Source organism: Rhizobium sp. NLR16a (genome assembly GCF_017948245.1).
Lineage (GTDB): Bacteria > Pseudomonadota > Alphaproteobacteria > Rhizobiales > Rhizobiaceae > Rhizobium.
In genome coordinates, this window is the sequence record NZ_CP072865.1 from 1,895,882 (window position 1) to 1,908,805 (window position 12,924).

15 protein-coding genes are annotated in these 12,924 nt (G+C 59.1%); 1 reads left to right on the forward strand and 14 read right to left on the reverse strand.

Features of this window, described 5'->3' with window-relative positions; translation table 11 throughout:
• From J7U39_RS09225 to J7U39_RS09260, 8 genes are all read right to left on the reverse strand, one after another.
• Entirely contained in the window at positions 1 to 504 is a 504-nt protein-coding gene (locus J7U39_RS09225; protein WP_210631465.1) for a hypothetical protein, read from the reverse strand.
• Positions 501 to 857, reverse strand: a complete 357-nt coding sequence (locus J7U39_RS09230; RefSeq protein WP_210631635.1) for a hypothetical protein — start codon at positions 855 to 857, stop codon at positions 501 to 503. The genes J7U39_RS09225 and J7U39_RS09230 overlap by 4 nt, the downstream gene beginning before the upstream one ends.
• Positions 857 to 1,999: a hypothetical protein gene (locus J7U39_RS09235; protein ID WP_210631466.1), complete on the reverse strand. Its 1,143-nt coding sequence runs from the start codon at positions 1,997 to 1,999 to the stop codon at positions 857 to 859. Before J7U39_RS09235 ends, J7U39_RS09230 begins: the two co-directional genes overlap by 1 nt.
• Positions 1,996 to 5,199: a host specificity factor TipJ family phage tail protein gene (locus J7U39_RS09240; RefSeq protein ID WP_247241741.1), complete on the reverse strand. Its 3,204-nt coding sequence runs from the start codon at positions 5,197 to 5,199 to the stop codon at positions 1,996 to 1,998. Before J7U39_RS09240 ends, J7U39_RS09235 begins: the two co-directional genes overlap by 4 nt.
• Positions 5,200 to 5,649: 450 nt before the next feature.
• Positions 5,650 to 6,039, reverse strand: a complete 390-nt coding sequence (locus J7U39_RS09245; RefSeq protein ID WP_207241989.1) for an NlpC/P60 family protein — start codon at positions 6,037 to 6,039, stop codon at positions 5,650 to 5,652.
• Complete coding sequence (locus tag J7U39_RS09250; RefSeq protein WP_207241988.1) at positions 6,039 to 6,542, reverse strand: DUF1833 family protein; 504 nt, start codon at positions 6,540 to 6,542, stop codon at positions 6,039 to 6,041. Before J7U39_RS09250 ends, J7U39_RS09245 begins: the two co-directional genes overlap by 1 nt.
• A gap of 15 nt (positions 6,543 to 6,557) precedes the next feature.
• Positions 6,558 to 6,911: a hypothetical protein gene (locus J7U39_RS09255; protein ID WP_207241987.1), complete on the reverse strand. Its 354-nt coding sequence runs from the start codon at positions 6,909 to 6,911 to the stop codon at positions 6,558 to 6,560.
• Positions 6,908 to 10,120, reverse strand: a complete 3,213-nt coding sequence (locus J7U39_RS09260; protein ID WP_207241986.1) for a phage tail length tape measure family protein — start codon at positions 10,118 to 10,120, stop codon at positions 6,908 to 6,910. The genes J7U39_RS09255 and J7U39_RS09260 overlap by 4 nt, the downstream gene beginning before the upstream one ends.
• Positions 10,121 to 10,178: 58 nt before the next feature.
• On the opposite strand from J7U39_RS09260, the gene J7U39_RS09265 reads away from it, so the two are divergent.
• Positions 10,179 to 10,418 carry a hypothetical protein gene (locus J7U39_RS09265; protein WP_207241985.1) on the forward strand — a complete coding sequence of 80 codons (240 nt, stop codon included), beginning with the start codon at positions 10,179 to 10,181 and terminating at the stop codon, positions 10,416 to 10,418.
• On the opposite strand, the gene J7U39_RS09270 is transcribed toward J7U39_RS09265, so the two are convergent.
• From J7U39_RS09270 to J7U39_RS09295, 6 genes are read right to left on the reverse strand one after another with little or no spacing between them, the layout of a single operon-like run.
• Positions 10,415 to 10,621: a phage tail assembly chaperone gene (locus J7U39_RS09270; protein WP_207244546.1), complete on the reverse strand. Its 207-nt coding sequence runs from the start codon at positions 10,619 to 10,621 to the stop codon at positions 10,415 to 10,417. The two genes, J7U39_RS09265 and J7U39_RS09270, sit on opposite strands and share 4 nt — an antisense overlap.
• Positions 10,622 to 10,641: 20 nt before the next feature.
• Positions 10,642 to 10,992: a hypothetical protein gene (locus tag J7U39_RS09275; protein ID WP_210631468.1), complete on the reverse strand. Its 351-nt coding sequence runs from the start codon at positions 10,990 to 10,992 to the stop codon at positions 10,642 to 10,644.
• Between the two features lie 23 nt (positions 10,993 to 11,015).
• Positions 11,016 to 11,453: a phage tail tube protein gene (locus tag J7U39_RS09280; RefSeq protein WP_210631469.1), complete on the reverse strand. Its 438-nt coding sequence runs from the start codon at positions 11,451 to 11,453 to the stop codon at positions 11,016 to 11,018.
• Between the two features lie 59 nt (positions 11,454 to 11,512).
• Positions 11,513 to 11,923: a DUF3168 domain-containing protein gene (locus tag J7U39_RS09285; protein WP_207241982.1), complete on the reverse strand. Its 411-nt coding sequence runs from the start codon at positions 11,921 to 11,923 to the stop codon at positions 11,513 to 11,515.
• A gap of 19 nt (positions 11,924 to 11,942) precedes the next feature.
• Complete coding sequence (locus tag J7U39_RS09290) at positions 11,943 to 12,434, reverse strand: HK97-gp10 family putative phage morphogenesis protein (protein WP_207241981.1); 492 nt, start codon at positions 12,432 to 12,434, stop codon at positions 11,943 to 11,945.
• Complete coding sequence (locus J7U39_RS09295) at positions 12,434 to 12,790, reverse strand: head-tail adaptor protein (RefSeq protein WP_207241980.1); 357 nt, start codon at positions 12,788 to 12,790, stop codon at positions 12,434 to 12,436. The genes J7U39_RS09290 and J7U39_RS09295 overlap by 1 nt, the downstream gene beginning before the upstream one ends.
• Positions 12,791 to 12,924: the final 134 nt, after the last annotated feature.

The following is a 12,924-nucleotide window of genomic DNA, read 5'->3' on the forward strand; positions in this document are numbered from 1 at the left end:
TTAGACCCGCTTGAGGCCGATCTGGAAACTGTAGTGGTGGTTCCGACCGTCGTAGGCCCGGTTAACCCAGCCGAACCACAGCTTGACGTAGAAGCTGGCGGCGAGCGGCTGGTCACGCTTGAAGCAGAAGAACGGAACGCCAGCCGCCGTCTTCATCAGATAAAGCTGCTGGTTTGGATCCAGGCTGAGCCGCGCTTGGACAATGGCAGACCCGGCCGCAGGCATGCCGAGCACTGTCGACTGCCAGCCGTGGGCCGGGTTTCGACAGATCCAACATGTGCGTTGCCACCAGAGGCGCCAGCCGCGGAGACCGGCTCTGTATCCCCTCACCCGCTGCGTTACGCCACCGTCGAGATCGGCATCGAGCGTTGAAAACCACTGCAGCACACCAGGCAGGCGTGGGCCGGTCAGAAGCGACAACCCAGCAAGTGCCGGCGCCAAAAGATAGGACAGCAGCACGAACGCGAGATTGATCGGGAAATAGGCCAGGTAGCGAAGGATCATAGTTGGGCCGCCGCAACGAAGAAACCGTCGATCTGCTGCGGAGTGAATCCCATGGCGGCAAAGCCTGCCGCCATCATCGGCTCCGTCCGAACGAAAGTGCCGGAATACTCATAGGCGATCTGTACATCACGCGGCTGCTGCGCCACCCATGCATCCACGCTATCGAGCAACCCTGCCGCCAGGAGTTGAAGCTTGAACTGGCGTGCCGACACCGATACCGCCGGCAGGGGCTTGTAGTGATGGGCAAGCACCGCAGGATCATCGTTCGCCAGAAATTCCTCAGCGAAGCCTTCCTGAGGTTGCTCAAACAGTCCAGCGATCTCGCCATCGGCACTTCGTGTAACATAAGGCATTATGCGACCCTCTTGCATGGGAAATAGAACCCGTCATTCCAGACCCAAATGGTGCCGGAAGCGCCAGCGACATATCTGACCTGCTTGCTCGTGTTCGTGAAGACGTCTCCTCCCCCGACTGCAAAGCCGCTGGCAACCTGAATAGTGCCAACGCTACCGCCTGAGTCGTTGCCGCCGGCGACAAGGACGCCCTTGGCGGGGTCGTGGACCAGAGCCGAGTTGGTGGTCGCCGCGGAGGAAAACATGAGTCGGAGCTTAGCTTTGACCCTAGCGCCATTTGGCACCGTGATGGCCAAGAGCGCTGATGTAGTCGAGATAGCAATGTTCGTTGCTTCTCTGATGGGCGTCGTAAACGTATACTCGCCGCTGGGCTCCATCGTGAACTCTCGAATATTCGAGCTGGCGTCAGTCAGCGCAACGCCGATCGGCGTAAGGACATCATAGCCGGTCAGCAGCGACAAGCTTACGCCGCCCACAGTGGCAGAAGTCGAAAGCACCACCTCACCCGTCCCGTCCGACTGCTTGCGCAGCGCGTAGACGAAATAAGTGGCATTGGCAGCTTTGGTGCCAGTGTCCAGGCCGCCGCCATTGCCGGCCACCCAAGTGCCGTTGATATTTTTTGTCAGAGTGCCAGCCGAAATCGCCACCTTGCTCAGCGCCTTGACTTTGAAGGCAGCGATATCGAGATGCGTCAGCGGCGTCGAGCCGTTTGGCAAGACAATGCCGCCTTCGACAAAGTCCGGACCGAGCAGCGGCGCGAGAAAGGTGCTCAAGGCGGTGAGGGTCAGGCTCTTCGTGCCGCCCGCCGCGCTATCCCAAATGCCCAGTTTGTCGGCGCCGACGGGAGTTGTCTTTGCCGTCGCTGCATTGATCGATGCGCCGAGACCACTGAAGGTAACGACATTCGTTGCGGTATCGACAGCCAGCAGCAGAATGTCGTCAGCTCCATCGTAGAAATATAGCTGCAACTGCCCTGCTATGGCCGTGGAAACCCATGACGTCCCGGCGACCGCATAAGACGGCCGGGTAGCGCCGGAGTTGCCGCTGAGAAGGGCCTGAAGGCTATCATCCATGCGCGTCGCCATGAGTGTCGGCGAGGCTGGGCCGGTCGTCGGCACACTAAAATCTGTTGGCTGGCTCATTGAACGTATCCATATCCTTTCGCCACGTAGTCAAAGGTTCGCACAACCGGCGCCCCAGATGAATTGCGGAAGATGATCGTGAAACCAGCTGCGGTCTTGCTGGTGATTTGGTAGTAGTCGCCGGTCTGCATGTCTTGCGCGACGATCGCGATGCCGCTCAGCACGTAATAGGCGGGCGAGAAGTTTATCGTGCGCCCAGAGGTTGGCACCAACAAATCGTTTTCGGCGATGACGCGGTCAGGCATATCGACCGTCACACCCAACGAGTGGACAATCGGCGTGACGTCAAACTGGAATGACTGCAGCTTCGCCCTGAAGCGATAAGCTCGCGCAGACACATCGGACGTCACCAATTCAGCCCAGTCCGACCATGCCGGCGCCCCAGTCGGATCGTCATTGGTCAATGAGACCTCAACGCGAACGTTCCACAACGAATCCGATGCTAGGCCGAAGAATTCGGGCACATCAAACCAATCCGGCCGATCGAAGAGATTGAGACTGGAAACCACGCCGGACGCGCCAACTGCGGCCGTTAGGCGAGATGTGTAAACCTCGCCGAGATCGATGATGTCGGCGAAATCGTAAATGCCATCCGCCTCATATCCTGTCGTAGACAGGAAGTAGTCGGTGACTGAAAACCAGTCGACGAGATCGAAGACGTTCGACGCGGTATCGAGCATCAACCCGCCGCCAGCGGCGATAACACCGGACTTGTTGCCCAGGAAATCAGGATCTTCCTGCAGCACCTCTGCCGCGTTGAAAGCGGTCAGCGGATTGACAGTGCTGACAACAATGGCCGCATTCAGTGACATCAGGCCGGCATAGTTGACGGCCTTGATCAGATAGGTGCCCACCATGGCGGGAACCTGCGTCTGCGATCCGATGACATTCGTGCGCAATTGCGCTGCCGTTTGCCAGGTGACACCGGTGACGGCCGGAGAGAACCGTATTTCACTATGCGAGAGCGCCTGATCTGCCTGCAGCGTCCACTGCAGCATTGCGATGTCGCCGTTGATGGCGACGCGGAAGTCTTCAATGTCCGCCGGGTTGTTGGCGAAGATCGCGCAAATGAACGACGAAGTGAGAAAGTCCGACAACTCGCCATTGGCAAAAACCGCCCTTATGCGGACGTCATAGACACCCGTCGCGAGATCGACGAGGCGGATTGCCGGCGCGCTAACGCTCGATGTCGTGATCCACTGCGTATCGCCGTTGGCTCGATATTGCACGATGTAAGATGCAGCAGCTCCCGCGTCCGGCGCCTGCCACGCCATATCGATCGCTGACGTAGCCGGCGCAGTCGTCCAGACCGTCTCGACATAAGAGAATCCGCTCGGCGCCGAGGCCCGATAATCCGGAACCGGGGCAATGCCCGTTTCGAACTCAGGGATGTCCCCTTTATCTGCGTCCATGATGGCCGGCGCGTCATCGACGAGTTCCAGACGCGCAGAAAGATCTTGCCTCGCCGTGATGCTCTTGACGCGCAGAACGACGCTTTCAAATCCATTCTCGCCAAACATCGCGAGATCGCCTGGCGCCGGCAAATCACCGGCATCTGAAAACTGGAACGAGTTGAACTCGCCGTCGACGCCTGTAATCGTTCTGATGATAGACGAGCCATCAGCGCCGCGAAAGCGCATCGAATAGGTCTTGCCGGCCTGCATCGTCAGCAGATCGTCAATCACAACGCCATCGGGCGAGGATGTGACTGACCGCACCCGCGCCGCACCCGCGCCCCAGAGCACGACATCATGGTTTACGCGGACACGGTCGCCCCTGGTGCAGACCAGATGTTCAAAGTCTGTGTCGAGCGAATAGGTCTCCCGTTGCAGCCGAAGCTGCGCCAGGTGATAGCGCCCGTGTTTCCAGATCAAATCCTTGTCCGTAACGCCGGAGAAATCGATCCCTTCGAACTTGGTGGCGTTGTCCTCGTCATATCCGTCGTCATAGACAACCCGCTCATCGTTCAGGTAGCTGTTGTCGCGGTTGATGAACTTGACGCGGAAGCCGTGCGGCAGATCCGTGTAGGCCCGCACCGAAGAGAAGTTGGCGGAGTTCCGTGGCGTGAAATGCTGCACGATCGGCGAGTCGGCTATATCCCAGACAACTCCCCACCGCCCGTCGCGGAAAGTGACCGCAGCTCGGCCGGCGGCCGCGATTTCCGTCAATCGTTCGTAGACAGATTTCTGGTCGGTCGCCACAAGATCGAAGGTGAAGCCGTTCGTCTCGCAGTACGCATGCCAGTCTTGCAGGCTGACGATGTCTATCGAGCTCCCGTCGACGGGTCGCGCGTTCGCATTGCCCTGCAACACCTGCCGGAAGTGATCGGCTGGGTTGCGAGTTACCTGCCCGGATGACCAGGTAACACCATTCCATGACCGGATTTTCGGGCTGGCGATGCAGTTCAGTGTGTTGACAGTGCCGTTGAGCTGACCGGTCGCCTTGATCCGCATCGCGATCAACGTCAGAGGCTTCGAGAAGCTGACCACCGGCTCATTGCGCCGGCCCCGCACGGCAGTCCAATAGACGGTCTCGGAAACGGTGTCCTTGCCGCTGTAATCGGAAGACGATTTGCTCAGCCGGACATCATACTTGCCGCGGGTGACCGTCTTCTTCAGCGTCCGGCGCAATGCCTGGGGCGAGTTCGACGTCAGGTCGAAGGTGCCGAAGGAGAGCCATGTGCTACTGGTCGAAAGCTTGTATTGAACTTCGATGGTAACGGTATAGTTGACGCGATTGCCGTTGGATGACTTGTACCGATAGATGCCGCTCGGCGCGCTAACATCCACAGAGATCTCATCAATGTTGTCTGCTGTCGTGCGCTGCACCCAACCCGCCTCGGCATCCAGAACGACAGAGACGTCCTCCTGATAAACCGGCTTCGTGTAAAGCGTTGGCGGCGTAACCGTATGGTCCTCGAGGATCTGGTATTGGACATCCTCGAATTTCGAGATCGCGGTCTCGCCGATCTTCAGGTCTGACACGGCGATCGGACCATAGCCGACCACAAACAGCATACGCAGATACTGATCGTCTCCGACCAGTTCCGTATACGCGCCGGCAGCGTATGGCGGCGAGATCCGGTGCGTGCCGAAGATCTCCGGGATCGCGCCATATTGCGCCGCCTGGTTCTGCGCCCCGCCGATCGAATAAAGCGTGGTCGTGTTCGGGAGGGAATCTGGCTTGGCGACCGGAAACAAAGCATTGATGATCAGGCTGCCGGCCAGCGATATGCCGGCGCCTATAAGGCCGGTTGCCACACTGGCTGCCGTAGAGCCAGCAGCAAGGCCAAGAACGCTCGTCGCGAGCCATGGTGCAACAACTGCGGCGAAGATGGCAACGACGAGCCCGGCAATCGCGCGGAGGGCGCCCTTCCCAGGAACCTTCACTATCGTAACCGAAGCGCCCGGCTTGACGCGGACGCGGCGCCAGTTCTTTTGCTCGATGGAGTTCCCATTGATCGCAATGTAGAGCCTGCTCGGCTCAATATCACAGCGCTCGATGATCTCTTCAATCGAGAGGCCGGCCGGAAGGCTGATGTGCTCTCGTCCCGAGCGCAGCGGAGATCGACGCAGATAAACGTCTACGCTTTCGCCAGGCGCAATGATTTCAACAGGCGCCGTTGTCGGTACAAGCTGCATGGATCTGCCTTATTGGTTGAGGCGGTAGAATCCGGAAATCCGGTTTCGCCAGCGCATGTCGCCGATTCGGTCGATGACTGAGGGATGCGGCCCCTCGCTGTGGAGCACGAGGCCATGCCCAAGGAACACGCCGACGTGGCTGTCGTGGCGCCCTGCCCGCATCAGCACGCAATCGCCAATCTTCGGGACATCAACTGGATGCCAGTGTTTCTCACGCTCCTCGGCGACCAGTGGGCTGATGGCGCTGCGGTGAAACTCGCGAGCGTCCATTTCCGCCGAGTAGGACGGAACTGATGTCCCGAGCACGTCCCGATAATAAAGAAAAAGGACACCCCAGCAGTCCGCGCCGGTGTAGTCGCGCCCATGGGGCACGTAAGGAATTCCGATGAAGCGTTCCATCAGAACAGCCCCGGGAACGATCCTGGCGTAAATTGGCCGGCAGGATGCGGCTCGTTGACCAGCGCATCCGCCACCAACGTGACCGATATCGCGTGGTCATCCATCGTCGCGTCAGACATCTGCAGCACCGGCATCGTGATCTCGACCATGTCAGGATCCGACGCGAGGATGATCTCCAACTTGACTGCTGGCGGCGTGGTGAAGGTGCGAAGAATAGAGACCAGAGTGCGGTCGATGTTGTCCATCGTCAGTTGGACGCGCGGCGGAGCATCGCTGCGATCATCCGGCAGCGTGAAGTCGAAAGGCAAAAAGATGAACTGCTCGCCCCGGCTTTCCGTGCCATAGACCAGCGGGTCGTCTGACAGGCGCGTCGTCGGGTCGCTGGAGATATAGATCGGCTCGTCGAGATCGTCGTGAGTCACGGTCAAGAGGCAGATCGGAACCTCGTCTGTCTCCTGTGAGAAAATCCCAGCAAGAAACCCAGGCGAAAGAATACGGCTCATCTGATATCCAGGCTGTTAAGGCAAAACCTCAAGGGAGAATGAAACGACCCAGGAATTGCCGTCGAGTGTTGCCTTGTGGGGTTCTTTCAATCGAACCAGGAGATCCGACCCGCCGAGGCGGTCGGGGAACGTAAAGGCCTTCGCGCCGTCCGAAATGGAATCCCGCACGAATGTAAGGAAGTCTCCATACTCGGCATAAGACATGACCATCTGTCCGCTTTGGCCCCAGACATTCGCCGAGGTGCGCCGCCTAGTCTTCGCTGGACCGATAGATGTTTCGGAGCGCAGAACATTGTCTGCGCCCCCTTCGTCGTATGATGTTGCTGTGAAAAACTTCGGCAGGGTCACCGGCCAAACTGGAACAGTCATCGCCTTGCCAATCCTCCGCGCAGCCCGAACTGCGATTGCATTGCGCCGCGCGACCTCGATCCCGGCGTTGAGACCTTGTCAGCCACCATTTCATCTATCAGCACGTCGATTTGCGTACCGCTCGACGTCTGTCGCGATTTTTGCGTGACCTGCGCGTTTGCGTTGTTCGTGATGTTCACCACGACGCCAGAAGCGCCAGATGACGCCCTGCCGGCAACACGAGAACCGCCGGCGGCCCCGACCAATCCACCGCTCGCAAATCTTGCGATGGAGCCGGAATTGATCGCGTCCAGCAACCTTCGATGCCGGCGCGCAGATGCGGCATTCACGACAAACTCGCCGTTGGAAAGCATCGCTGGGATGCTATCGCTGGTCGGGCCGCCAGGGCCTGAGACATGGCCGCCATCAGCATAAGTGCGGGTATTGAACGCCGAGGAGGCTGCTCCACCCGAACTCACGCCACCGAACAGGCTAGCGAGCCAGCCAAACAAGCCGCCGCCACCACCGGAAGAACCGCCGGCGGTTGCGCCAGATTGAAGGGTATTGCCTAGCTGGCCAAGGCCGTTGCCGAACTGGCCGAGGTTCTGGGTCGCAGAGCCAACAGCTGGGTTGAAGTTCCGAAGTCCGCCGGTTGCGGAGTCGGTCGTGCCGGAAAGCCGCGTCAACGCACTATTGAATTTCTCGACGTATTGCGTGCCGGTCGTGCCAAGCATATCGGCCGCATTGCCGCCGCTGCCCACCGATCCTGGGCCGCCAAACCAAGCCTGCGCAGCGCCCGAGGCACCGTAACGCCCTGCATAGCCGCCGAAGATCTTTTGAAAGACAGCATCCTGCGCCGACGAGGATGCAAGGTACTGTGACGGCGACAGCGAATAGCCAAGCGCCTGCCGCGTCCAGGGGCCGACATTGGCACCCATCACCTGGTAGGCGCCATATGCGCGGTCGCCAGAAGCAGTCACAGGCCCCATGGCCGAATAGTTGCCGCCGCTTTCGATGGACTTGATTGCGGCCGCGTAGGCCGCGATGTTGCCAAGCGGCGCCCGCGTGACCGGGATAACTGGCGCCCGGCCGAGATTGTCGTTGGCTCCGATCAGCTGGCCGAGCGTCGTGTTCGCCACGAAATTGGCATTGGCGGCGCCAGAGCGGGCTCCGACGTTACCGAGGATCCCGCCACCAGATCCAGCGCCGAGAATGCCATTGATCAACTGATCGATAAGCCGGTCGGCAATCTTCGAGATCTGGTTTAGCGCGGCGTTTTGGATGGCGTCAGCAAATGCCTTGCCGATGTCGCCCCCGTTATTCAGCAGAGCATTTTTGAAGTCGCCGAAGAACGACCTGAGATCGGATCGCGCGTCCTCGATATTCAGAAACTTGCGGATTTGGCCGGCTTCTGGGCTGTTCAAATCCTCCGGCAAGCCGTACTGGCGAAGCGTCGTTGTGATCTGCTGGTCTTGCTTGGACAGCGAGTTGTATCGCGCGTCCATGAGCAAATCCTGCTGCAGCTTTGCCTTCGACAGCGTTTCAGAGTACTGCTTGTAGAGCGCAACCTTCTTTTCGATTTCCTTGCGCTGCTGCTCACTTAGCGACCTGCCCTTATCCTCTGACCGCTGGAATAGGTCCAGCGCGAAGCGGGCAGCATCAGCGTCGACGCCGTACTTACCGAGGAGGTCGATCTCCTGCTGCAGTTGGCCGATACGGTCATCGGCAATCTTCACCAGGTCGCGATACGCATTCGCCGCTTTGGTCGCAGCCGTTTCCGCCTGCTTGTTTGGCTCTTCACCAAGCTGGATCGGCTTTGCCGTCGGTGTCGGAACTGGAACGGGGAGCCCGCGACCAGTGTCGATCGTCGGGTTTCGGTTTTCCTCCTGCTGCTTCCTATAACGCTCGATCTCGTTTGGATCGGTCAGCAGCTTTCCATTGTCCGAATATATGGGGCCGAGAGTGCCGAGCGTCGGAAGGCGGCTCTTATCAACGTTCTCGTTGAACAGCGGCGCGCTTTTTAGCTTGTCCGCCTCGCTTCGTGCGCCAGCAATCGAAGTCGCGAGAACATCAAATGTCTTCGCGAAATCACCAACAGCCTTAATGCCCGTTTCCTGCATGAGAGCAAGAAGGGCGGCCTGCACTGCCTTGGCCTGCTCAGTTGTGGCTGTGCCGTTGGCGATTCCATCGCTGAGTTCTTTATATGCCTTTTGGAGCGCGCCGACCTTCGCAGTGTCGGCCGCTTGATCATTGAAGGTCTGGAGGAACTCGGCGTATTTTGCCTGTGTCAGGCCGATATTCTTGCGGAGTTCAGTCCATTGCTTGTCTGCCTCCGCAAGGGAAGCATCTTTTTGTTCTTTGACGTCGAGAAGTCTCTGACGCTCGTCCGCGTATTTCTTGAGCTCTGGAAGGACACTGCCCCATTTGTCGGCGACGCGCTGGATCAGCTCGTCTTCCTTTTTGAGGGCCTCTTCTGATTTTTTGCCGCCTTCGCCCACCGATGTGAAATACTGGTAGGCAGCGCCACCGGCCGCGATAAGCCCGATAGTGACCAACGAGACCGGGCTAACTAGGCTAGCGAACGCCGCGCCGAGTCCAGCAATAATCTGCTTGCCAGAACCCATTGTCTGGAAAACAGACGCGAGCTGGGTGCCCTGCTGCAATGCAATCGTCAGCGGCTTGCTGCCGCCCTGAAGCTGAACCGCAATGTCCTGGAACTGAGCGGCGATGTTTGCTGTCTGGAATGCGCCGGCGCCACCAGCAGCTCGCTGCGCAGGAGTCGCCTCAAGGGCGGCATTGCGACCTTTTATGGCTGCTGTAGATGCAAGCGCAGCCTGGCGCTCCTTGCTGATCGCGAGCGCCATTTCATTCGCGGAGATTGCACCGACGGCGTGCGCCTGCTTGATTTCGGCTACGGCCGCCTTGTATTGCGTGATCGTCGCAAACAGCGGATTGTACTTGGCGCGGAGCCGTTCCAATTCCTTGCCCTGGTCGGCGAGCGCTCCAGTCCACTCCTTCGATGCTTTCGTTCCAATGCCGACCATGGCATTGATGCGGTTCTGCATTGTGGAAGAAATGGAGTTGTCGATCGACTTGCCGACAGCCGTGAACTGCTTCTGCACCGATCCCGACAAGCCCGCCAGATCGCGCTCGATGCGCTGGATGCTGCGACGGAGCGTGGCCTGATCAGTGCTGATTGAAATAATCAGGTCATCGGTATTGTCAGCCATGCGTTGCGCATCCTAAAATGAAAAAGCCCGCGGTGGTTGTGGGCCTTTGGGGGAAATGATGGATGGGTGGCTGAAAGGACTGATTGCCTGCGCCTGCGTCGTCGTGATTGCCGGGGGCGCATACATGGCATACGACATCAATCAGCGGCGATTACAGCGCCTCGCCGCGGCCGAGGAAGAAACGATCCGTGGAGGATGCCGTCAAGCTCTGCTTGACAAAGGCATGCGAGAAATGCGTCTGGTTTGTCGCGACGAAGGCTATATCACCGATGACGAATTTTATCGCGCAGGTCTTTAGCCATACTTCGCCACGAGCGCTTCCAACTCGCGATCGCTTGGCGCATCGGTATTCTGCTCGTCAACGCCCTGCGCTTCATTGTGACCTTCGATCCCATCGAAGAATTCGGTGAGCGTGGCATCCCAAAAATCCGCAGGCCGCCATTTGAGGCCGCCGATGCCGATTCTCATCCATTGGCGCCAAGGAAACGGCGTGTCATCCAGGACGCCGCGCCCTTTCTTGTCTACGCCGCCTCGTCGACGGCTTCCACGTTTCCCTCGTCACCGTCAAAGTGATGGGCCAAGATCGCAGAAAAGGCCACGGCGCAGGCCGGAAAGTGTTTCAGTTTCAGCTTAGTGATCGCCTCAATAGCGTTGCCCTTGACGGTCAGAAGCTCGATGGCTGCGACAGTGGCGGCCGCCTCGACGCCAGACAGCCGCAGGAACAGATCATTCAGAGACTTGCACTGCAGGCGGCTCGACAAGGCAGACAGGCCGCCCATTGTTGCCGCAACTACGAGCTCGACGCCGTCAATGACGAGACGCGCTTCGCCGCGCGCCCCGTTGACCGGATGCTTGTATTCTTGATCAGTCACAGAATTCTCCTCTTTCTGATCGCTTAGACTTCAGGCGCGAAGGTGAGCGTGTCACCGGCGGTGAAGGTCGCGGAGAATTCCATGTTCGGCTCGACGTCACCAGACGCGGTGAAATCGGTCACAAACCACGAGCCCGAGAAGGTTCCGAGACCGGGCACGATCACCTTCGCGTTGAATGCGGTCGCGTTGATGACATGCGTCATGAACGCCGACATGTTGGCGCCGGCGACGTAAGCCCCAGATCCCGTGAACGTGCGATTTGCAATTCCCGGGCGGCTCGTCTTCTGAACGACGTTGCCAGGATTGGCGCAATCCGGAATGGTCGTGTCGACTTCGCCCGCCGAGAGGTTGAAGCTGCGGGTTTTGAGGCCGCAAAGGTTGGTGAATACTTCCGTCGGGGAGCCGCCGTCACCGATTTGAATGAGCAGGGTACGTCCAAGTACCTGACCGACTGATGCCATAATAGTCTCCTGATGTGGTGATTAGCGCGGTTGGCGCGATGGTTATTATGCCGCCCGCGCTACGCAGTTGGCTTCTCGACGCGGGCAACGAATTCGATGACTGCGTGCGAAGTGAGGCCGTCGGCGTCGCGGAAAACGCGCGTCTGACGGTGATTGATCGAAATCAGATGATTGGTGGCCAGCGTCAGTGGTGCGAGGTGCAGGCTTTCGGCAACTGCATCAGCGATCCGCTTGACCTCTGGGAAGCCGACGGCACGCGACCACGCGTGCATCGTCAGATAGACTTGGCCGCCGCTGACGCAAGTTGCATCATCACGAAGGAATTGCGCCTCGCCGATCGTGAAATATGGGAAAATCGCGCCTTCCGGCGGCTGGTCATAGACACGCGAGCCTATAAGCGCCGAAAGGGTGGCGTCAGCCTTCAATCGCGCCACTATAGAGCCCTGCAGTTCCAGATCTGGGCTTGCCATGAGATATCCTGCCTTCTGGCTATTTGCCCATGGCCTCGCGCACAGCTTTGTTGACGGCCGCGCGAATTCGCTTGCGAATTGCCGGCTTCATGGCGCGATAAGTCGGAAAGATGTGAGGCTGGGCCGCGGTGCCTGGATGCATACCGGCGCCCGATGCTGCGGCAAGCTTCTTACCGAGCACTGTGCCGCCGCCCTTTGCTGTGCTGTGCGGAGCCGTTCCGAACTCGAGGAAACGCCAGATGTATTCCGCAAAGATGCCGGCCGCCGACGGATCTTTGGTGGCGGTTGTGCCGACGGTTTCTTGCTGAGGCCGGCTCGACAGACGATCGCCTTCTATGCTTTCCGCATATTCCAGCGTATCGCCGCGAGGAGCCCGCGCCTGAATGGCATCAGCAACTTCCTTGGCCGCCTCAAGCTTTGCGCTTGCGGCATATTTCTCAACGTTCGGCGCCAGTTGGTTCAGGCGCCGCATGAGTGCCTCGCGCCCCTTTAGCTCCGCTGTGATAGCCACTACGTCGCAACTCCTTGCACCGCCATCAAGTCTAGATAGGCGTTCCTCTCGTCGAAGTTCGCCACAGACGTGATGTTGAAAATGCGCGATTGGTTGCGCGCGTCAACGGCTCGCCACGCTGTGGTGACGCTCCTCGCCTCGATGCAGCTGCGGATCTGTATGACGAACGGCTGCACACCAGACAGACGAGAGGCTATGACTGGCTCGCTTCCCTTCAAAGGCCTCAGTTCGGCCGCAGTCGTGAAGACTATGATCCAATCACCGGCCTGCTCGTTGCCAAACCCGTCGTCGACGAGTTGGCGCCTTTGGAAGTGCAGCCTCTCTCGAAGCCTACCAGCGCCTTTGGTCTCTGTCATCGTCCACCCGCTTTTGGTGACTTCCGACCAGCTGGCCGGTCAACGACTTCGGCCCGCTCGCCAGCCTCTTCGGCGCAAGCCCGCGTCACAAACTCGATGGTGCCCGCTTTGTACGCGATGGTCACGGCGGGCGT

Coding starts and splice junctions, on each gene's coding strand:
- J7U39_RS09225 (WP_210631465.1), bottom strand. CDS start 504: ATGATCCTTCGCTACCTGGCCTATTTCCCGATCAATCTCGCGTTCGTG.
- J7U39_RS09230 (WP_210631635.1), bottom strand. CDS start 857: ATGCCTTATGTTACACGAAGTGCCGATGGCGAGATCGCTGGACTGTTT.
- J7U39_RS09235 (WP_210631466.1), bottom strand. CDS start 1,999: ATGAGCCAGCCAACAGATTTTAGTGTGCCGACGACCGGCCCAGCCTCG.
- J7U39_RS09245 (WP_207241989.1), bottom strand. CDS start 6,039: ATGGAACGCTTCATCGGAATTCCTTACGTGCCCCATGGGCGCGACTAC.
- J7U39_RS09250 (WP_207241988.1), bottom strand. CDS start 6,542: ATGAGCCGTATTCTTTCGCCTGGGTTTCTTGCTGGGATTTTCTCACAG.
- J7U39_RS09255 (WP_207241987.1), bottom strand. CDS start 6,911: ATGACTGTTCCAGTTTGGCCGGTGACCCTGCCGAAGTTTTTCACAGCA.
- J7U39_RS09260 (WP_207241986.1), bottom strand. CDS start 10,120: ATGGCTGACAATACCGATGACCTGATTATTTCAATCAGCACTGATCAG.
- J7U39_RS09265 (WP_207241985.1), top strand. CDS start 10,179: ATGGATGGGTGGCTGAAAGGACTGATTGCCTGCGCCTGCGTCGTCGTG.
- J7U39_RS09280 (WP_210631469.1), bottom strand. CDS start 11,453: ATGGCATCAGTCGGTCAGGTACTTGGACGTACCCTGCTCATTCAAATC.
- J7U39_RS09285 (WP_207241982.1), bottom strand. CDS start 11,923: ATGGCAAGCCCAGATCTGGAACTGCAGGGCTCTATAGTGGCGCGATTG.
- J7U39_RS09295 (WP_207241980.1), bottom strand. CDS start 12,790: ATGACAGAGACCAAAGGCGCTGGTAGGCTTCGAGAGAGGCTGCACTTC.